Raw genomic sequence first — 16,633 nt, 5'->3', positions numbered from 1 at the left:
ACGATAAGCGACCGCACGAGGGGGCCCGCGAGAGGCCTCGACTCAGAGCCAGGGAGAACGCGCAGTGGGCATCGAGATCCAGATCCCGGACATCGGCGACTTCAAGGACATCCCGATCATCGAGATCCACGTGAAGGAGGGCGATACGATCGGGCCCGACGACCCGCTGGTCTCGCTGGAATCCGACAAGGCGACCATGGACGTGCCCTCACCGAGCGCCGGCGTGGTGGAGCGGATCCTGGTCAAGCTCGGCGACACGGTGAGCGAGGGCTCGCCGCTCTTGGTGTTCAAGGGTGAGGCGTCGAGCAGCCCCGCGAAGGCCGCCGAGGCCCCGGCCGGCGCCGACAGCGCCGCCCTGCTGGCCAAGCAGGAGCCGGCCCCGAGCGCCGCCCCCGCCGCGCCTTCGCCTGCGCCGTCGGCCGCGCCCGCCGGCCCCCTGCCCGACTTCTCCCAGGTCCATGCCAGCCCCGGCGTGCGGCGCCTCGCCCGCGAACTCGGCCTCGACCTGACGGCGGTGAAGGGCACCGGCGAGAAGGGCCGGATCACCAAGGAGGACGTGAAGGGCCATCTCACCCGCTCGGCCGCCCCCGCGGCCGCCGGCACGGCGGCGTTCCAGGGCGGCGGCATGGGCATCCCGGAGATCCCGGCGGTGGACTTCGCCAAGTTCGGCCCGATCGAGACCCAACCCCTGTCGCGGATCAAGAAGATCTCCGGCGCGCACCTGCACCGGTCCTGGCTCAACGTGCCGCTGGTCACCCACCAGGACGAGTCGGACATCACCGAGACCGACGCCTACCGCCGGGAGCTCGACGCCCAGGGCAAGGAGCTCAAGGACAAGGGCTACCGCGTCACCCTGCTGGCCTTCCTGATCAAGGCCGCGGTCTCTGGCTTACGCAAGCATCCCGAGTTCAACGCCTCGCTGTCGCCTGAGAAGGACGCCCTGATCCTCAAGCGCTACTACAACATCGGCGTGGCGGTGGACACGCCGGACGGCCTCGTCGTCCCGGTCATCAAGGAGGCCGACCGCAAGGGCCTCGTCGAGATCAGCCGCGATCTCGGTGCGATCTCGGCCAAAGCCCGCGACGGCAAACTCAGTGCCGCCGACATGCAGGGCGCCACCTTCTCGATCTCGAGCCTGGGCGGCATCGGCGGCACCGCCTTCACGCCGCTGGTCAACGCCCCGGAGGTCGCGATCCTCGGCGTCGCCCGCTCCAAGATGAGCCCGGTCTGGAACGGCACCGAGTTCGCGCCGCGCCTGATCGTGCCGCTCTCGCTCTCCTACGACCACCGCGTCATCGACGGGGCGCTCGCCGCGCGCTTCACCCGCCACCTCGCCCACGTCCTCGAGGACGTCCGGCGCCTCGTCGTCTGACGAAGGCCGGCCCACGCGACCCAACGAGCGAGGTGACCCGATGAGCAGCAACGACGTCCACCTGCCGGATATCGGCGACTTCAAGAACGTGCCCGTGATCGAGGTCAGCGTCGGCCCCGGCGCTGTGATCGCGCTCGACGACGTGATCATCGTGCTGGAATCCGACAAGGCCACCATGGACATCCCGTCCCCGGTGGCCGGCACGGTGGCCGAGGTGCGGATCAAGCCCGGCGACACGGTGAGCCAGGGCGACCTGATCCTGGTGATGGCCGAGGCCGCCGCCACCGGTGCGCCGAAGCCCACGGTGACGGACACCACCAAGGCGGGCGCGGGGGCGTCCGCAAACGGCGCGGGCGTCCCTGGCCACGCCCCGGGCGAGGGTCAGGCCGGCTACGGCTCCTCGGCCGCCGCCGCCGGCGGGGCGGCGCCCGCCCCGGCCCCGACGGCGGCGGCCCCCGTCTCCGGCGAGGCGATGCGGGCCCAGGTGCTCGTCATCGGGGCTGGGCCGGGCGGCTACACCGCCGCCTTCCGGGCGGCCGATCTCGGGCAGTCGGTGGTGCTGGTCGAGCGCTGGCCGAGCCTCGGCGGCGTCTGCCTCAACGTGGGCTGCATCCCCTCGAAGGCCCTGCTGCACGCGGCCAAGGTCATCGACGAGAGCCACGCCATGGCGGCGCACGGCATCTCCTTCACCGCGCCGCAGATCGACATCGACAAGCTGCGCAGCTGGAAGGACGGGGTGGTCAAGCGCCTCACCGGCGGCCTCTCGGGCCTCGCCAAGCAGCGCAAGGTCACGGTGGTGACGGGCGAGGCCCGCTTCGTCTCACCCCATCAGGTCGCGGTGGAGCACGAGGGCCGGACCCGCGTGATCGGCTTCGACCACGCCATCATCGCGGCCGGCTCCGAGCCGGTGCGGATGCCCTTCATCCCGCACGACGACCCGCGCGTCCTCGACTCGACGGGGGCGCTGGAACTCGACGGGGTGCCGGCCCGCCTCCTCGTGATCGGCGGCGGCATCATCGGGCTGGAGATGGCCACCGTCTACCACGCGCTGGGCTCGAAGGTGACCATCGTCGAGCTGATGGACCAGATCATCCCGGGTGCGGACAAGGACATGGTCACGCCGCTGATGAAGCGGATCGCGAAGCAGTACGAGGCGATCCACCTCAAGGCCAAGGTCACCGCCGTGGAGGCGACCCCGGCGGGGCTGAAGGTCTCGTTCGAGGGCGGCACGGCCCCGGCCAGCGACACCTTCGACAAGGTGCTGGTCTCGGTGGGGCGGCGCCCCAACGGCCAGCGCATCGGCGCGGAGGCGGCGGGGGTCGCCGTCGACGGGCGCGGCTTCATTCCCGTGGACCGGCAGATGCGCACCAACGTGCCCCACATCTTCGCCATCGGCGACGTGGTCGGCCAGCCGATGCTGGCCCACAAGGCGACGCACGAGGGCAAGGTCGCGGCCGAGGTCGCCGCCGGCAAGTCCAGCGCCTTCGACGCCAAGGTGATCCCCTCGGTGGCCTACACGGACCCCGAGGTGGCCTGGGTCGGCATGACCGAAAACGAGGCCAAGGCGAAGGGCATCAAGGTCGGCAAGGGCGTGTTCCCCTGGGCCGCCTCCGGGCGCTCCCTGGCCCTGGGGCGCGAGGAGGGCCTGACCAAGGTCCTGTTCGACCCCGAGACGGACCGCATCCTCGGCTGCGGCATCGTCGGCCCGTCGGCCGGCGACCTCATCGCGGAGGCGGCCCTCGCCATCGAGATGGGGGCGGATGCCGAGGATATCGGCCTGACCATCCATCCGCACCCGACCCTGTCGGAGACGATCGGCTTGGCGGCGGAGGCCTTCGAGGGCACCATCACGGACCTCTACATGCCCCGGAAGGACGGGCCGAAAAAGGCCGGTCACTGAGGCCGGGCGTTCGCGCCGCGGCTTCGGGATCGGCAGCGCCTTCGGGACGGGCGCCGCATCGGGAAGACAGGACCGCGCCACGACCGGCGCGGTCCGCGCGGAGCCCGTCCCGGCTCCGGCTTCGGGAGACCCGCGGATGTCATCGAACGAGCCCGAGACCAAACCCGATTCCCGCCCCGCGCCCGAGCCCGGCCCGGCCCCGGAGCCCGGCCCGGCACCCGAGACAGACCCGGCTCTCCGGCGCGCCGAGGCCGCCCGCGATGCCGTCACGGAGGCCCTGGAAGACCATCTGGATCGCCTGGCCACCTTGGGTCGGGCGGCCCGCACCGACCTCGACGCCGATCTGCAGGCCGCTGGCCGGCTGGTGGCCCGCACCACCCACCGGCAGCTCGCCGCCAACCTCGCCCTGGTGGAGGGCCTGATGGCCGCGCGGACCCTGTCCGCGATGCTCCAGCTGCAGCAGGATTTCCTGCGCCGGCAAATGGACTGGGCCCTGGGCGATTGGGAGCGGATGCGGGCCCAGGCCCTCGACCTGCTGAAGGAGGGCCGCCAGGGAGCGGAGGAGCCGGATGCGGGTCCGCCCGTCTCCGGTGCGCGCCGACCCGGCTCGTCCTGAACCCAGGACCGGGGCGCCGGGCCACGAGATCGCGGTGGTGCAAGCCTTTCCACCGCCGGCGTTTCCGGATTGCACGCCTCCGGCGCTCCGGGAACGACGGCGCGGGGAAGGCCGCCTACGTTGGAAATGCCCGATCGGGTCCCCGGAACAACCGGGCCGGGACGAGCAGGAAGAGCCGGCTACACGCTTACTGAGCCGGCAATTCTTCTTGAGATCTGCCGAGCCGGCCGCCTTTCGGCAGGGGGCGTTCACGCCCGTCCCACGCCGCCTCGGCCCCGTGGGAGGAGAGAGGCGGATGCGATGATCGCCAGCCTGGCCCCGGTTGCCGGGGCGATCGGGGGGAATCGGCGAGCCTCGCCGCCCTGCGGGCCCGCGCGGCGTTCGAACGAGGCCCAGAACCGCCCTCCCGAAGGGATCCAGCGGATTTGGCCTGAACCCGGTTCAGCCGATCCGCATCCGGGTGCCCGGGCCGACCCGGCGCAGGAGGCGGACGAGGTCGGCCCGGCGCAGGGCGACGCAGCCCTCGGTGGGCAGGAAGCCGCCCCGCGCCACGTGCAGGAAGATCGCCGAGCCGCGGCCGGGCCGGATCGGACCGCGATTGTGGTCGAGGTCGACCACGAGGTCGTAGAGCCCGTCCTCCCGCCACATCCGCTCGTGCCCGACCCCCGGCGCGGGCAGGCGGATCGGCCGGTTGTAGCGCCGGTCGCGGGCGTCGTCGCACCAGCCGTCGCCGGGGGCGCTCGGGCGCAGGGGGAGGGGGCTCGCCGGCCGGCTCGCGAAGTGGTCCGGCCGGTAGACCCCGCCGCGCAGGCGGACCGTGCCCCGGGGCGAGGCGCCGTCGCCCTCGCGCTTCACCTGCACGATCCCGCTCCGCCCGAGGGCGCAGGGGATGATGGCGGCGCCCGCGAGGAGCTGGCCCCGGCTCCGGTCCGTCACCAGGGCGCGGACGCGCAGGCGGGGGAGGGCGGTGGGCGTCGGGGGACGCTGCCGCGTCGAGGTCGGGGTCCGCTTCATGGGGCGCTTATCGCGCGGGCCCGCGCGGCTGCCAAATCCGCCCGGCCCCATCCGGCCGCACCCCGCGCGGAACGGCGACGGGACCAATTGGCGGCTACATCCGCTAAAACTTTTCTTGGGGCTTCACCGTTTCCGCAGTGTTAGGCTGCGCACAACCGTATTGTGCGCAGCCCGGATTGTTGGTTTAATGACCCCGGTGTGATTTCCTGACGGCAAGACGATGCCCGCGTGTCATCATCGTGCCTCGGGATCGCGGCGTCACCGTCGATCCTGTCTCTCACCGCCCGCCCGCGGACCCGAACACCGCTGGCGGATCCTGCAAACTGCCTGAAAGTCCTTCGGTCGATGCCGAATACCCATCGCCTGCTGATCTGCGACGACGATGCCTCGCTGCGCGAGACGCTGATGGAGCAGCTCGATCTCTACGACGAATTCACCGTGCTGACCGCCCTGGACGGACAGAGCGCGATCACCCGCGTCACGGAGGATCGGATCGATCTGGCGGTGATGGATGTCGGCCTGCCCGACATGGACGGGCGCGAGGCCGTGCGGGCCATGCGCCGCGGCGGCTATCGCGGCCCCGTCATCATGCTGACGGCGCAGGATTCCGAGGACGACACCGTCGAGGGCCTGGAGGCGGGCGCCAACGACTACGTCACCAAGCCCTTCAAGTTCGCCGTCCTGCTGGCGCGCATCCGCGCCCACCTGCGCAGCCACGAGGCCAGCGAGGACGCGGTGTTCCAGATCGGCCCCTACACCTTCCGGCCCGGCGCCAAGCTCCTGGTGGGCGAGCGCGGCTCGAAGCTGAAGCTCACCGAGAAGGAGACCGCGATCCTGCGCTTCCTCTACCGGGCCGGGCGCGAGGTGGTCGGCCGCGACACGCTGCTGGCCGAGGTTTGGGGCTACAATGCCCAGGTCACCACCCACACCCTCGAGACGCACATCTACCGCCTGCGCCAGAAGATCGAGCCGAACCCGGCGCTCGCCGCGATCCTCGTCACCGAGGGCGGCGGCTACAAGCTGCTGCCGTAGGGGAGCGTCCGGCGATCCCGGCCCCCGCACGGGGGAGCGCACGGGGGCGTCGACCTCCGGCGGCGACGCGTCCGGGCCTGCCTCGGCGCGGCGTCCCCGCCGTTTCGCCCGCCGGCCGGTTCGGCTAAGCTCCCCCGACAGTGCGGCCAAGGACGGGACGGCAGGTGGGGCTCGACGACGACATCGCGATTCTGAGCGCCGCGCCGCTGTTCGGCTTCCTGGGCCGGGATGCCCTGCGCCTGCTCTCTTTCGCCGCCGAGCGCCGCAGCCTCGCGGCGGGCGAGCGCCTGTTCGCGCGCGGGGAGCGCGGCGACGGCGGCTTCGTGGTGATGTCGGGCACCCTGACGCTGACCCCGCGGGGGGACCGTGCGTCCCCCGTCACGGTCGGGCGCTCCAGCCTGATCGGGCGCCTGGCCCTGTTCCAGCGCGGCGAGCGTCCCTGCGACGCCGACGCGGCGAGCCCCGCCGAGGTGGTCCGCATCACCCCGACCCTGATGCGCCGGGTGCTGGAGGAGTTTCCCGACGCCGCCCGCGCGATCCACGGCGAACTGCGCGCCGACCTCGCCGCGTTCGCGGGCGACCTCGTCCGCCTCGGCGACCGGTTCGACCGCATCGCGCCGTAGCCGCCCGCATCCGGTCGCGCGCCCCGTCCGTGGCGGCCCACGGCTTTCGCCCCCGATCCGGTGACGGAGCCGGCGCGGGGCCCTCGTCACCGCCGCCGCAGGTCCACGGACCGTCGCGGTCGCGATGCGCCGGCGGGGCGCCCGTGGCGCGGGCCGTCGAGGGATCTTCGATTTCCACAGGCTATAGGCCTAGTCGAGTCCGGACAAAGACACTAAGTCCGACTCGGCCCCAGGCTCCTGATCCGTCCGACGGGATGGAGGGAGCCTGTCGCGTCATCGGTGATCATCGATCAGATTGAGGATACACTGTCATGAACGGCGTCAAAATGGTCCTGGCCGGATGTCTCGTCAGTGGTTCGGCGTGGCTCGTGGTGCCCGCGCAGGCTCAGGAGAGCCTGCGGACGGCGATCGTCGCGCAACACGCCGCCCATAGCGCGAATGTTCGTGCCATTCAGTCTCGCAGAGACGTGCATGCCGCGAACGTTGCTGCGCTCCACGGTGATTTCGGTGCGGCACGGGTGTTCTCGCACGCCGCCGCCGTCCGGCAGGCGCAATCCGACGGAGACGCCCGGTTCGCGGATCGCGCCGATCGGGCCGCGCGCATCCAGCGCTTCTACGGGGAGTGAACGACGGTCGCCCCCGGCTCGGTCGCCCGCGACCCCCTCGGGGGCGGTCCGAGCCGGGGCCTTGCCCCGGAGCGAGACCGACCGTTGTGAGGGTCGAACCGCCTCGCGGAAACCCTTTGTGATGGAATCGGGCGCATGCTCGGCCGGACGTGACATCCGGCGCCCGTGACTCCCCGGTTCGGGCTCACGGGCACGGGCCCCGTGCGCCTCCGGGCCCGGGTCGTCGCCCGGCGGAGGGGCATGCGATGGCGGAGCGCCAGGAGGATCAACCGATGAGCCGGAGGACGCAGACGGCGGCCGTCGCCTTCTTCGCCCTGGCGGTCATGGGCGCGGGCTACCTGATCTACGAGCAGTCGACCCGCCTGCTGGTCTGCTACGAGACCAACGCCACCCTGCCCGACGAGGCCTATGTCGACATCATGATCCGCGACATCGTCAGGAACGGCGATCACGGCGGACGGGCCTATGCCAACCGGCTCGACTATCTCGGGGACAAGACCGAGTGCTGCACCATCGAGCGGGTGCCCAGCGCCATCGCCGAGGGGCGCCCGGGCCGGCGCGAGGTCGCCGTCTCGGCCAAGTACTACAACACCGCCATGAGGGACTATTTCCTCATCGAGCGCCGCTACGACGCCTGCGGCCATGCCAGCGCCAAACCCATGACGACTGGCTGAGCCCGTCCGGATGGGACGGCCGCCCGGGCCGCCCCACGGACCGCAGCCGCGAAGGTGACAGGCCGGACGGGCTTTTGTAAGCACGGGGCCCGTCCCGATCCGTTGCCGGAACCTGCCCCATGTCGCACCCCGCGTCCCCCACCGACCTCGCCGCCACCATCGAGACCGCCTGGGAGGAGCGCGCCGGCATCGACACCGGCACCAAGGGCGCCGTGCGCGAGGCCGTCGACGCGGCCCTCGACCTCCTGGATTCCGGCAAGGCCCGGGTCGCCGAGAAGGTCGGCGACGACTGGCAGGTCAACCAGTGGCTCAAGAAGGCGGTGCTGCTCTCCTTCCGCCTCAACGACATGGAGATCATCCATGGCGGCCCCGACGGCGCGACCTGGTGGGACAAGGTGCCCTCGAAGTTCGAGGGCTGGAAGAAGAAGCAGTTTCGCGAGGCCGGCTTCCGGGCCGTGCCCGGCTGCGTCGTGCGCCGCGGCTCCTACATCGCCCCCGGCGCCGTGCTGATGCCGAGCTTCATCAACCTCGGCGCCCATGTGGGCGAGGGCACCATGGTCGACACCTGGGTCACCATCGGCTCCTGCGCCCAGGTGGGGAAGAACTGCCACATCTCCGGCGGCGCCGGCATCGCGGGCGTGCTCGAGCCGCTCCAGGCCAACCCGGTCATCATCGAGGACAACTGCTTCATCGGCGCCCGCGCCGAGGTGGCCGAGGGCGTGATCGTCGGCGAGGGCAGCGTGCTCTCCATGGGCGTCTACATCGGCGCCTCGACCAAGATCATCGACCGGACCACCGGCGAGGTGATGTACGGCCGCGTGCCGCCCTACTCGGTGGTGGTCTCCGGCACCACGCCGGGCAAGGACCTGCCCGACGGCAGCCCCGGCCCGGGCCTGTACTGCGCGGTGATCGTCAAGCGCGTCGATGCCGGCACCCGCGCCAAGACCGCCATCAACGAACTCCTGCGCACCTGATCCCGGGGGCGTCGCCGGGTCGCTCGACCGGGGTCGGGGCGGCGCTCGGTCGCGTGCCGGTGCGGCCGGCCATGCCCCATCTGGTGGCGGTGACATCGGCCCGGATGCGAGGGAGAGGCGTAACGATGATCGACCCGGCCCATTCCGCCCGCAGCTTCGCGCTGACCTTCGCCGGGCGTCGCGTGCCGACGCCCTACGACGTCGTCGGCAGCGGCCCCGAGGCCCTGCTGCTGCCGGCCCTGTCCTCGATCTCGGCCCGGGTCGAGATGCGGCCCCTGGCCAAGGACCTCGGCCATGCCTATCGCTGCCTCGTGCCGGACTGGCCGGGCTTCGGCGACCATGTCCGAGCCCGGGTGCCGATGAATCCGGAGACGATGCACGCCTTCCTGGACGCCCTGCTGGCGGCGGCCCCCGGGCCCTACGCCCTCGGGGTCGGGGCCGGCCACGCCGCCGGCTACCTCGTGGCCGCCGCCCGGCGCCATCCCGGGGCCTTCGCGCGCCTCGTCCTCGTCGCCCCGACCTGGCGGGGGCCCCTGCCCACCGCCCTCGGGCCGGAGCGCCGGGGCCTGTTCGCCGGCCTGCGCCGGGCCGTCGAGTTGCCGCTCCTGGGCGATGCCCTCTACCGCATCAACATCAGCCGCCCCGTCATCGGCCGGATGATGCGCGCCCACGTCTATGCCGACCCCGACCACGTCACGCCCGGGGTCATCGCCGACAAGCACGCCATCACCCGCCAGAACGGCGGCCGCTTCGGCACCGCCGCCTTCGTCACCGGCGGCCTCGACCCCTTCGCGAATCGCCGGGACTTCCTCGACCTGTTCGAGGCCCCCGGCCTGCCGCCGGTCCTGGTCCTGCGGCCGGAGCGGGCGCCGCGCCGCTCCGGCGCCGAGATGGACGCGCTGATCGCCACCGGCCGGGTCGCCCGGGCCTCGGTGCCGGGGGCGCTCAGCCCGCACGAGGAATATCCGGGCGAGGTCGCGGCCGCGATCCGCGCCGGCTGAGCGGCGCGGGGCGAACCCCCCGCGACCTCGACACGACCCCGCCGGTATACCGGCGCGTCCCTCAGCCCCGCCGCAGCAGGCGTCCGCCGGCGAGCCCGTTGGCCCCGATCACGAGACCGACCACGAGCGCGTGCAGGGCGAGGTCCGTCGCGGTGGCGTCGTGCGGATGGAACGGCACCAGGAGCGCCGCCGCGGCCGCCGCCGCCGAGAGCCCCGCCAGCGCCGCCGTGAGGTTGGGGCGCAGGGGACAGGCCCGCCGCAGCATCCAGACGAGGACCAGCGACAACGGAAGCGAGACGGCGAGCAGGAAGGCGACGCACCCCCCGGTCTGATGCATGTCGGCGGGGTCGGCACCGGGGACCGCCCAGTCGCGCAGGCAGCCGGCGCCGCTGGCCCCGATCCAGAATGCGGCCGGCGCCAGGGGCAGGAGCGCCCAAGCGGAGGCGCGCCCCGGCACGCTGGTCTGGAACGCGGCGACCGCCGCCGCGACGGCGGTCAGCACCGCGCCGAGGGCGGCGTAGCGTAGATCGGCCACCGCCATGCGGATGCGCAGGGCCTCGAGATCGGCGAAGGGCATCAGGGCGAGCCCCAGCCCGACGGCGGCCGCGCACCAGGCGAGCGCCCGAAAGGCCGGCCCGGGCAGGCGCCGGACGGGCCGCAGACCGCCGGCGAGGCTGTCCATCAGGCGGTCATGCGAAGACGTGCGGGCCGTGTCAGACATCGTGGGTTCCTCGCTCGCCCGGCCGGAACGCGGCCTCGTCCCGGTCCGCGGAACCCGATCCCAGCGTCCGTCGCAGGGCCTTCAAGGCCCGGTGCAGGTTGACCTTCAGGGCACCCTTGGTGCGCCCCGTCAGGGCGGCCGTCTCCTCCAGGCTGCGCTCCTGAAGGGCGAGATGCTCCACGGCCTGGCGCTGGCCTTCCGGCAGGGCGGCGACGGCGCGGGCCAGGACCCGCTCCCGGTCGCGCGCCTCCAGGCGGTGGCCCGGCGCCGGCCCGCGATCGACCTCCGCCTCGTAGGCGATGGGGTCGTGGACTTCCCGCGGGCGGCGACTCGCCCGGCGCATCCCGTCGATGGCCCGGCGCTGGGTGATGGCGCGCAGCCAGGGCAGGAAGGGCCGGGCCGGATCGTAGGTCGCCCGCGCCCGGTGGATCGTCAGCAGCACGTCCTGCACCACATCGTCCACCGCCTCCGCCCGGACCCCCTGCGCCCGCGCCAGTCCGGCGATCACCGGAAGGCAGTCGCGCAAGAGGCGGCGATAGGCCTCCGCGTCGCCCGCCTGGGCGGCCGCCATATCGCACGCCAGAGCCTGATCCCGGCTCATGCGCTCGGTGCGCCCGCTGGCCGCCGCGGCGGGCCGGGCGACCGTCGCCCAGCCGAAGGGGTCGCGGGCCTGCGGGGTCGGCCGATCGTGTCCGGCCGGGACGGCACAGGCCATCGGGGGTGCTCCATGATCCGAGAGGTCGACATCCGGCATGTCGGCTCTCTCGCATCAGGCTTGTTCGCGCCGGGCTTCCCGGAGGTTACGGAGCGCATGGGACCGACGTCACGATCGTCGCCCTCTCACTCGGCCAAGCGGAAGCGGTCGACGTCGCGCAGGAGCTCGAGGAAGGCGCGGGCGCCGTGGTCGAGGGCACGATCCCCGGCTTCCGCGGTACCGAGGCGGGCGTCGCCGATGGCGCCGGCCGGGTTGAGGTCTTCCGCCCGCCAGGCGAAGGCGGCGGGACGGCCCGCGCGCAGATGGGTGAAGGTCCGCTCCATCGCCAGCGTGCGCGGCGTGAAATCCGCGATCTCGGAACGCCGCACCAGATCCGGCCGCAGGGCCAGCATCAGGGCGGTCTCGATACCGCCGCCATGGATGCCGTGACGGATCTCCGCCTCGGGGAACAGCCCGTCGGGATAACCGAACCGACTCCAGGCGGTGGTCACCGCCACCATGGCGTGGCGCCCGCGCAGATCCCCCGCCACGAGATCGATCAGGCCGCTGTTGCCACCATGCGAGGTCACGATGACGAGCTTGCCGCAGCCGCCGCGGCGGACGGCATCGCCGATCCCGGTCCAGGCCTGCAGGGCCGTCGCGGTGGTCAGCGACAGGGTCCCGGGAAAACTCTCGTGCTCGTCCGACTTGCCGACGAGCTGGACCGGCAGGAGCAGGACGTCGAGATCTTGGGCCGGCAACGTCATGAGACGCGCGAGATAGCCCTCGGCGATGATCGCGTCGGTGGCCAGCGGCAGGTGCGGGCCGTGCTGCTCGATGGCAGCGACGGGCAGCACCGCGATCGTGCGACCCATGTCGCGATACCGGATCTCGTCCGTCGTCAACTCGGCCCATTGGCGTATCGGCATCGCCGCTCTCCTCGGGCGAAGCGATCGAGACGCTGCGCGCCATCCTGCGTGCCACGGAAACCATGCCTCATCCAAGAGGGGCTGCCGCACCGTCGAACGCGAAGCGGGCCGGGGCGCGTGAACGCCCCGGCCCGCCTCTCAGGCGATGGATCGATGATTCAGCGGGTGCGGCGCAGGAGCCAGCCGGCGCCGAAGGCGGCCGCGGCCACGAGGAGGAGGGTGGGACCCTTGTTCTCGTCGGCCCGGCGGGCAACGGCGCGGCCGCGTCGCACGGCCTCATCCTGATAGAGCCGGCCGCGGTCCTGGAGGGCACCCGCGATGGCCCGGCCCCTGTGGCGGGCCTCGTCGACACGGTGGGCTCCGTCGCGCTGCAGGTCATCGGCGGCATGACGGGCCCGGCCATAGGCAGACTGGACGGCACCGGCCGCCTGGTCGTAGGCGCCCTCGGCCTGCGGACGGACCCGTCCGGTCACGGCACCGAGGGCCGAGCGCCCGCGGCCCTGGATGTTCCGGATTCCACCCTCGATCTGGTCGCGGTTCATCTTGAAGATCCTTCTCGTCTCGGTCCTAGTCAGAACACCCGAATGCGCGCGGGCACTCCGGCCAGGACTGTTTCGATGATGCTGTGGGTCGGCCCGACGGCGCGACGCCTCGACCCGTCAGGGACCGAGGCGAAGGGACGATCCGCTCAGATCTTCTTGACGGCGTCGGCAGCGCTCTGGGCCGCGCCCTTAATGCCGTCCTTGGCATCGCCGACGGTCTTCTGGGCTTCGCCCTTCAGTTCCTGAGCCTTGCCCTCGGCCTGCAGCTTTTCATTGCCGGTGGCCGAACCGATGCCTTGCTTGATGTTGCCGACGGCCTCGTTGGCGAGACCCTTGATCTTGTCCGTCGTGCTGCTCATCAAACGCTCCGTAAAGTTGGTCCCAGGCTGAACGTCCGGTCGCAGGATGCAACCCGGCGTCGTCTGGCAAGCGTAACGGTGCCTGCTCCCGTTGGTTCCATATCCGACAGTTTCCCGCCTGGCCTGAGCCTGTCCACTGCACTTCCGATGTCGCACCGCAAACGTCGTCCTTTGCACTGCAAGAAAATCTACGGGCCGAATGCGCGGATTGAGCAGCATCTCAAATTTTTTAGGGGCTTAACCCAAAAATTTTGTAGACGAACCACAGGTTTGGCCGAGGTATAGCTCCTTGAATTCAAAATAATTGCCGATAAAACCGAAATCCGCAAACAAGAGTTGAGTCAAGGAAGACGCCCATGACCGCGCGTACTGCTGCGCCTGTCCCGCCCGGGACGACGTCGATCGCGCCCGCCGACGTTGCTGCAAGCCGCAGGGAGCTTGCTGCGAAAGTGGATGCGCCACCGCTCGGCCGGTGGGGACAGCTCGTCCTAGGCGTGCTCTGCATGTCGATGATCGCCAACCTGCAGTATGGCTGGACGCTGTTCGTCGATCCGATCCAGCAGAAGTTCGGCTGGGAACGCACCGCGATCCAGTGGGCCTTCACGATCTTCGTGGTGATGGAAACCTGGTTGGTGCCGATCGAGGGCTGGTTCGTCGACAAGTATGGCCCGCGCCTGGTCACCATCTTCGGCGGCGCCCTCTGCGCGCTGGGCTGGGTGATGAATTCCTACGCCGACACGCTGACCATGCTCTATGCGGCCGCCGCGATCAGTGGCGTCGGCGCGGGCGCGGTCTACGGCACCTGCGTCGGCAATGCCCTGAAGTGGTTTCCCGACCGGCGCGGCTTCGCGGCCGGCCTCACCGCGGCCGGTTTCGGCGCGGGCTCGGCCCTGACCGTGATCCCGATCGCCAACATGATCCGCGATTCCGGCTACCAGCACACCTTCTTCGTGTTCGGCCTCGGCCAGGGCTTGGTCGTCATGCTGGCGGCCCTGCTCCTCGTCTCGCCGAGCGCCGCCTTCAAGGATCGGATGCTGGCCGGCCGCACCGCGACCGTGAACACCGTCACCCGGCGCCAGTACTCGACCGCCGAGATGGTCCGGACGCCGGTCTTCTGGCTGCTCTACCTGATGTTCGTAATGATGGCCGCCGGCGGCCTGATGGCGGCCGCCTCCCTCGCTCCCATCGCCAAGGACTTCAAGGTCGCGGGGGTCGAGGTCTCGCTCATCGGCATTACCCTGCCGGCCCTGACCTTCGCGCTCACCATCGACCGGGTGCTCAACGGTGTGACGCGGCCGTTCTTCGGCTGGGTCTCGGACAAGATCGGGCGCGAGAACACGATGGTCATCGCCTTCATGATCGAGGGCGCCGGCATCCTGGCGCTCGGCATGTTCGCTCATATCCCGATGGCCTTCGTGCTGCTCACCGGGCTCGTGTTCTTCGCCTGGGGCGAGATCTACTCGCTGTTCCCCGCCACCTGCAGCGACACCTACGGCGACAAGAACGCGGCGGCCAATGCCGGCCTTCTCTACACCGCCAAGGGCACCGCCGCCCTGCTCCTGCCGATCCTGCTCATGATCCAGGCCAAGACCGGCTCGTGGCAGAACGTGTTCTACGCCGCCTCCGGCATGGCCTTCCTGGCCGGGTTCCTCGCGCTCTTCGTGCTGAAGCCGATGCGCGCCCGATTCATCGCCCGGAGCTGACCCGATGGCACGCTGGCTCCGCTACCTCCACCACGGCGCGAGCGGCTTCGGCCGCCTCGACGGCGAGACCATCCACGTTCATGCGGGCGATCTGTTCGCCGATCCGACACCCACCGGCGCGATCCTGCTGCTGTCCGAGGTCACCCTCGACCTTCCGTGCCGACCGTCGAAGTACATCGCCCTGTGGAACAACTTCCACGCCTCGGCCGAGAAGCAGGGGCTCACCCGGCCCGATGTGCCGCTCTACTTCGTGAAGCCGGCGAGCTGTTACCTCGCCAGCGGGCAGACGATCACGGCGCCTGAGGGCTCAGGCCGGCTGCTGTTCGAGGGCGAACTCGGGATCGTGATCGGCCGGCGCGGCCGAGACCTCACGCCGGAGACGGCGGCCGCGCACATCTTCGGCTACACCTGCGTGAACGACGTCACCGCGCTGGAAGCGCTGAAGGCCGACCCGAGCTTCGTGCACTGGACACGCTCCAAGGGCTTCGACGGTTTCGGCCCCTTCGGTCCGGTGATTGCCACCGACATCGATCCCGAGGGGCTCGATGTGGCGGTGCGGGTGAACGGACGCGAGCGCCAGCGCTATCCGCTCGCCGACATGATGCGCCGGCCCGCCGAACTCGTGGCCGAGCTTTCTCGGGACATGACCCTGGAGCCCGGCGACCTCATCGCCTGCGGCACCTCGGTGGGCAGCGGCCCGATCCCCAGGGGCGCCACGGTAGAGGTCGAGATCGCCGGCATCGGCGTGTTGTCGAACGGCGTTTCATGAGACACCCGACTCCCACGAAGCAGACGTGATCAGGACAGGTTTTGAGGACACCCATATGAGCATCGCGATCGTCGGCGCCGGCGCCATCGGAGGATTTCTCGGCGTGCGCCTCGCCCATGCGGGCGAGGACGTCACCTTCATCGCGCGCGGCGCCAACCTCGACGCCATCCAGCGAAACGGCATGCGGCTGATCGAGGAGGACGGCTCCGAGATCCACGTCACGAACCTGAAGGCCACCAAGTCCATGGCCGAGGCGGGCCAGCACGACATCGTGCTCCTCACCGTCAAGGCGCATCAGGTCGGGCCGATCGCAGCCGACCTTCACCACCTCATCGGACCCGAGACGATGGTGGTGACGATGCAGAATGGCATCCCGTGGTGGTACTTTTCGCAGGGGTATGGCGGGGACCTGACGGGTACGCACCTGGAGACCGCCGATCCGGCCGGCCTCATCGCCCAGCACCTCGACCCGAAGCACGTCATCGGGTCGGTGGTGTACCCGGCGGCCGTGCTCACGGAGCCCGGCGTGGTTCAGGTGGTGGAGGGCCATCGCTTCGGCCTCGGCGAGCTCGACGGCTCGATGTCGGCGCGGGTGCAGTCCCTGGCCCAGACCTTGATCAAGGCGGGCTTTCGCGCACCGGTGACCAGCGACATCCGGGCGGAGATCTGGCTCAAGCTGTGGGGCAATCTCAGCTTCAACCCGATCTCGGCGCTGGCCCACGCCACCCTGGTGGACATCTGCCAGTTTCCCGAAACCCGGGCGCTCGCCGCCGACATGATGCGGGAAGCGGAGACGATCGCGAACCGCCTCGGCGTCACCTTCAAGCTCGGCATCGAGCGCCGCATCGCGGGGGCCGAGAAGGTCGGCGCCCACAAGACCTCGATGCTGCAGGACGTGGAGGCCGGGCGGCCAATCGAGCTCGAGGCCCTGGTCGGCTCGATCATCGAACTCGGGCGCCTCACCGACACCCCGACGCCCCATATCGACACCGTCTACGCCCTGATGCGCCTCCTCGCCCAGAGCCTGGAGCGGGCGCAGGGGCGCCTCTCCATCACGCCGGCCTGAACCCCAGACATTCGAGGA

17 protein-coding genes and 1 pseudogene are annotated in these 16,633 nt (G+C 71.1%); 12 read left to right on the top strand and 6 right to left on the bottom strand.

Annotated features, from left to right (window positions below; genetic code table 11):
• Positions 1 to 43: 43 nt before the first annotated feature.
• The 3 genes and pseudogenes from aceF to ASG51_RS15665 all read left to right on the top strand — a co-directional run.
• A pseudogene (gene aceF, locus ASG51_RS15675) lies at positions 44 to 1,372 on the top strand (dihydrolipoyllysine-residue acetyltransferase); the annotation flags it as partial.
• Between the two features lie 40 nt (positions 1,373 to 1,412).
• Positions 1,413 to 3,272, top strand: coding sequence for a dihydrolipoyl dehydrogenase (lpdA, locus tag ASG51_RS15670; RefSeq protein WP_056381789.1), 1,860 nt, complete (start codon positions 1,413 to 1,415; stop codon positions 3,270 to 3,272).
• 136 nt (positions 3,273 to 3,408) lie between these two features.
• Positions 3,409 to 3,888 (top strand): hypothetical protein, encoded by a 480-nt coding sequence (locus ASG51_RS15665; protein ID WP_056381787.1) that lies wholly within the window; start codon positions 3,409 to 3,411, stop codon positions 3,886 to 3,888.
• Positions 3,889 to 4,329: 441 nt separating this feature from the next.
• Here the strand turns inward: ASG51_RS15665 and ASG51_RS15660 are convergent, their stop codons facing one another.
• Complete coding sequence (locus ASG51_RS15660) at positions 4,330 to 4,902, bottom strand: L,D-transpeptidase family protein (RefSeq protein WP_056381785.1); 573 nt, start codon at positions 4,900 to 4,902, stop codon at positions 4,330 to 4,332.
• Between the two features lie 345 nt (positions 4,903 to 5,247).
• Here ASG51_RS15660 and ASG51_RS15655 point away from each other — a divergent pair, with 345 nt between their 5' ends.
• The 6 genes from ASG51_RS15655 to ASG51_RS15630 all read left to right on the top strand — a co-directional run bounded on the left by ASG51_RS15655 (position 5,248) and on the right by ASG51_RS15630 (position 9,832).
• Positions 5,248 to 5,934 carry a response regulator transcription factor gene (locus tag ASG51_RS15655; protein ID WP_056218401.1) on the top strand — a complete coding sequence of 229 codons (687 nt, stop codon included), beginning with the start codon at positions 5,248 to 5,250 and terminating at the stop codon, positions 5,932 to 5,934.
• Between the two features lie 164 nt (positions 5,935 to 6,098).
• On the top strand, positions 6,099 to 6,557 hold the full coding sequence (locus tag ASG51_RS15650) for a Crp/Fnr family transcriptional regulator (RefSeq protein ID WP_056276444.1): 459 nt from the start codon (positions 6,099 to 6,101) through the stop codon (positions 6,555 to 6,557).
• Between the two features lie 311 nt (positions 6,558 to 6,868).
• Positions 6,869 to 7,183, top strand: a complete 315-nt coding sequence (locus ASG51_RS15645; protein WP_056218394.1) for a hypothetical protein — start codon at positions 6,869 to 6,871, stop codon at positions 7,181 to 7,183.
• Between the two features lie 272 nt (positions 7,184 to 7,455).
• On the top strand, positions 7,456 to 7,857 hold the full coding sequence (locus ASG51_RS15640) for a hypothetical protein (protein WP_156389744.1): 402 nt from the start codon (positions 7,456 to 7,458) through the stop codon (positions 7,855 to 7,857).
• A 119-nt stretch (positions 7,858 to 7,976) separates the two neighbouring features.
• A complete protein-coding gene (dapD, locus tag ASG51_RS15635; RefSeq protein ID WP_056218385.1) occupies positions 7,977 to 8,831 on the top strand; it encodes a 2,3,4,5-tetrahydropyridine-2,6-dicarboxylate N-succinyltransferase in 855 nt (284 codons plus the stop codon).
• Between the two features lie 125 nt (positions 8,832 to 8,956).
• Entirely contained in the window at positions 8,957 to 9,832 is an 876-nt protein-coding gene (locus ASG51_RS15630) for an alpha/beta hydrolase (protein WP_156389743.1), read from the top strand.
• Between the two features lie 61 nt (positions 9,833 to 9,893).
• Here the strand turns inward: ASG51_RS15630 and ASG51_RS15625 are convergent, their stop codons facing one another.
• The 5 genes from ASG51_RS15625 to ASG51_RS15605 all read right to left on the bottom strand — a co-directional run bounded on the left by ASG51_RS15625 (position 9,894) and on the right by ASG51_RS15605 (position 13,077).
• The gene (locus ASG51_RS15625; RefSeq protein WP_056218382.1) at positions 9,894 to 10,553 is read right to left on the bottom strand and encodes an NrsF family protein; all 660 of its coding nucleotides are present in this window, start codon (positions 10,551 to 10,553) and stop codon (positions 9,894 to 9,896) included.
• Positions 10,546 to 11,154 (bottom strand): sigma-70 family RNA polymerase sigma factor, encoded by a 609-nt coding sequence (locus ASG51_RS15620; protein WP_056382064.1) that lies wholly within the window; start codon positions 11,152 to 11,154, stop codon positions 10,546 to 10,548. The genes ASG51_RS15625 and ASG51_RS15620 overlap by 8 nt, the downstream gene beginning before the upstream one ends.
• Positions 11,155 to 11,393: 239 nt before the next feature.
• Positions 11,394 to 12,176, bottom strand: a complete 783-nt coding sequence (locus tag ASG51_RS15615) for a creatininase family protein (protein WP_056381783.1) — start codon at positions 12,174 to 12,176, stop codon at positions 11,394 to 11,396.
• 158 nt (positions 12,177 to 12,334) lie between these two features.
• Positions 12,335 to 12,718 carry a CsbD family protein gene (locus ASG51_RS15610; RefSeq protein ID WP_056381781.1) on the bottom strand — a complete coding sequence of 128 codons (384 nt, stop codon included), beginning with the start codon at positions 12,716 to 12,718 and terminating at the stop codon, positions 12,335 to 12,337.
• Positions 12,719 to 12,864: 146 nt separating this feature from the next.
• Entirely contained in the window at positions 12,865 to 13,077 is a 213-nt protein-coding gene (locus ASG51_RS15605; RefSeq protein ID WP_055946396.1) for a CsbD family protein, read from the bottom strand.
• 356 nt (positions 13,078 to 13,433) lie between these two features.
• On the opposite strand from ASG51_RS15605, the gene oxlT reads away from it, so the two are divergent.
• The 3 genes from oxlT to ASG51_RS15590 are packed head-to-tail and all read left to right on the top strand — an operon-like array spanning position 13,434 to position 16,615.
• Positions 13,434 to 14,780, top strand: a complete 1,347-nt coding sequence (gene oxlT / locus ASG51_RS15600) for an oxalate/formate MFS antiporter (RefSeq protein ID WP_082487435.1) — start codon at positions 13,434 to 13,436, stop codon at positions 14,778 to 14,780.
• A 4-nt stretch (positions 14,781 to 14,784) separates the two neighbouring features.
• A complete protein-coding gene (locus ASG51_RS15595; RefSeq protein WP_056381779.1) occupies positions 14,785 to 15,549 on the top strand; it encodes a fumarylacetoacetate hydrolase family protein in 765 nt (254 codons plus the stop codon).
• 55 nt (positions 15,550 to 15,604) lie between these two features.
• Positions 15,605 to 16,615: a 2-dehydropantoate 2-reductase gene (locus ASG51_RS15590; RefSeq protein WP_056218368.1), complete on the top strand. Its 1,011-nt coding sequence runs from the start codon at positions 15,605 to 15,607 to the stop codon at positions 16,613 to 16,615.
• Positions 16,616 to 16,633 lie beyond the last annotated feature (18 nt).

Source organism: Methylobacterium sp. Leaf465, from assembly GCF_001424705.1.
In the GTDB taxonomy this organism is placed as follows: Bacteria; Pseudomonadota; Alphaproteobacteria; order Rhizobiales; family Beijerinckiaceae; genus Methylobacterium.
This window is presented reverse-complemented; position numbering and strand designations above follow the sequence as displayed.

What these genes read in the sequence shown, in the direction of transcription:
- ASG51_RS15660 (WP_056381785.1), bottom strand. Translation starts at nt 4,902, where the DNA reads ATGAAGCGGACCCCGACCTCGACGCGGCAGCGTCCCCCGACGCCCACC.
- ASG51_RS15665 (WP_056381787.1), top strand. Translation starts at nt 3,409, where the DNA reads ATGTCATCGAACGAGCCCGAGACCAAACCCGATTCCCGCCCCGCGCCC.
- ASG51_RS15590 (WP_056218368.1), top strand. Translation starts at nt 15,605, where the DNA reads ATGAGCATCGCGATCGTCGGCGCCGGCGCCATCGGAGGATTTCTCGGC.
- ASG51_RS15595 (WP_056381779.1), top strand. Translation starts at nt 14,785, where the DNA reads ATGGCACGCTGGCTCCGCTACCTCCACCACGGCGCGAGCGGCTTCGGC.
- ASG51_RS15625 (WP_056218382.1), bottom strand. Translation starts at nt 10,553, where the DNA reads ATGTCTGACACGGCCCGCACGTCTTCGCATGACCGCCTGATGGACAGC.
- dapD (WP_056218385.1), top strand. Translation starts at nt 7,977, where the DNA reads ATGTCGCACCCCGCGTCCCCCACCGACCTCGCCGCCACCATCGAGACC.
- oxlT (WP_082487435.1), top strand. Translation starts at nt 13,434, where the DNA reads ATGACCGCGCGTACTGCTGCGCCTGTCCCGCCCGGGACGACGTCGATC.
- ASG51_RS15605 (WP_055946396.1), bottom strand. Translation starts at nt 13,077, where the DNA reads ATGAGCAGCACGACGGACAAGATCAAGGGTCTCGCCAACGAGGCCGTC.
- ASG51_RS15620 (WP_056382064.1), bottom strand. Translation starts at nt 11,154, where the DNA reads ATGAGCCGGGATCAGGCTCTGGCGTGCGATATGGCGGCCGCCCAGGCG.
- ASG51_RS15630 (WP_156389743.1), top strand. Translation starts at nt 8,957, where the DNA reads ATGATCGACCCGGCCCATTCCGCCCGCAGCTTCGCGCTGACCTTCGCC.
- ASG51_RS15655 (WP_056218401.1), top strand. Translation starts at nt 5,248, where the DNA reads ATGCCGAATACCCATCGCCTGCTGATCTGCGACGACGATGCCTCGCTG.
- ASG51_RS15645 (WP_056218394.1), top strand. Translation starts at nt 6,869, where the DNA reads ATGAACGGCGTCAAAATGGTCCTGGCCGGATGTCTCGTCAGTGGTTCG.
- lpdA (WP_056381789.1), top strand. Translation starts at nt 1,413, where the DNA reads ATGAGCAGCAACGACGTCCACCTGCCGGATATCGGCGACTTCAAGAAC.
- ASG51_RS15615 (WP_056381783.1), bottom strand. Translation starts at nt 12,176, where the DNA reads ATGCCGATACGCCAATGGGCCGAGTTGACGACGGACGAGATCCGGTAT.
- ASG51_RS15640 (WP_156389744.1), top strand. Translation starts at nt 7,456, where the DNA reads ATGAGCCGGAGGACGCAGACGGCGGCCGTCGCCTTCTTCGCCCTGGCG.
- ASG51_RS15610 (WP_056381781.1), bottom strand. Translation starts at nt 12,718, where the DNA reads ATGAACCGCGACCAGATCGAGGGTGGAATCCGGAACATCCAGGGCCGC.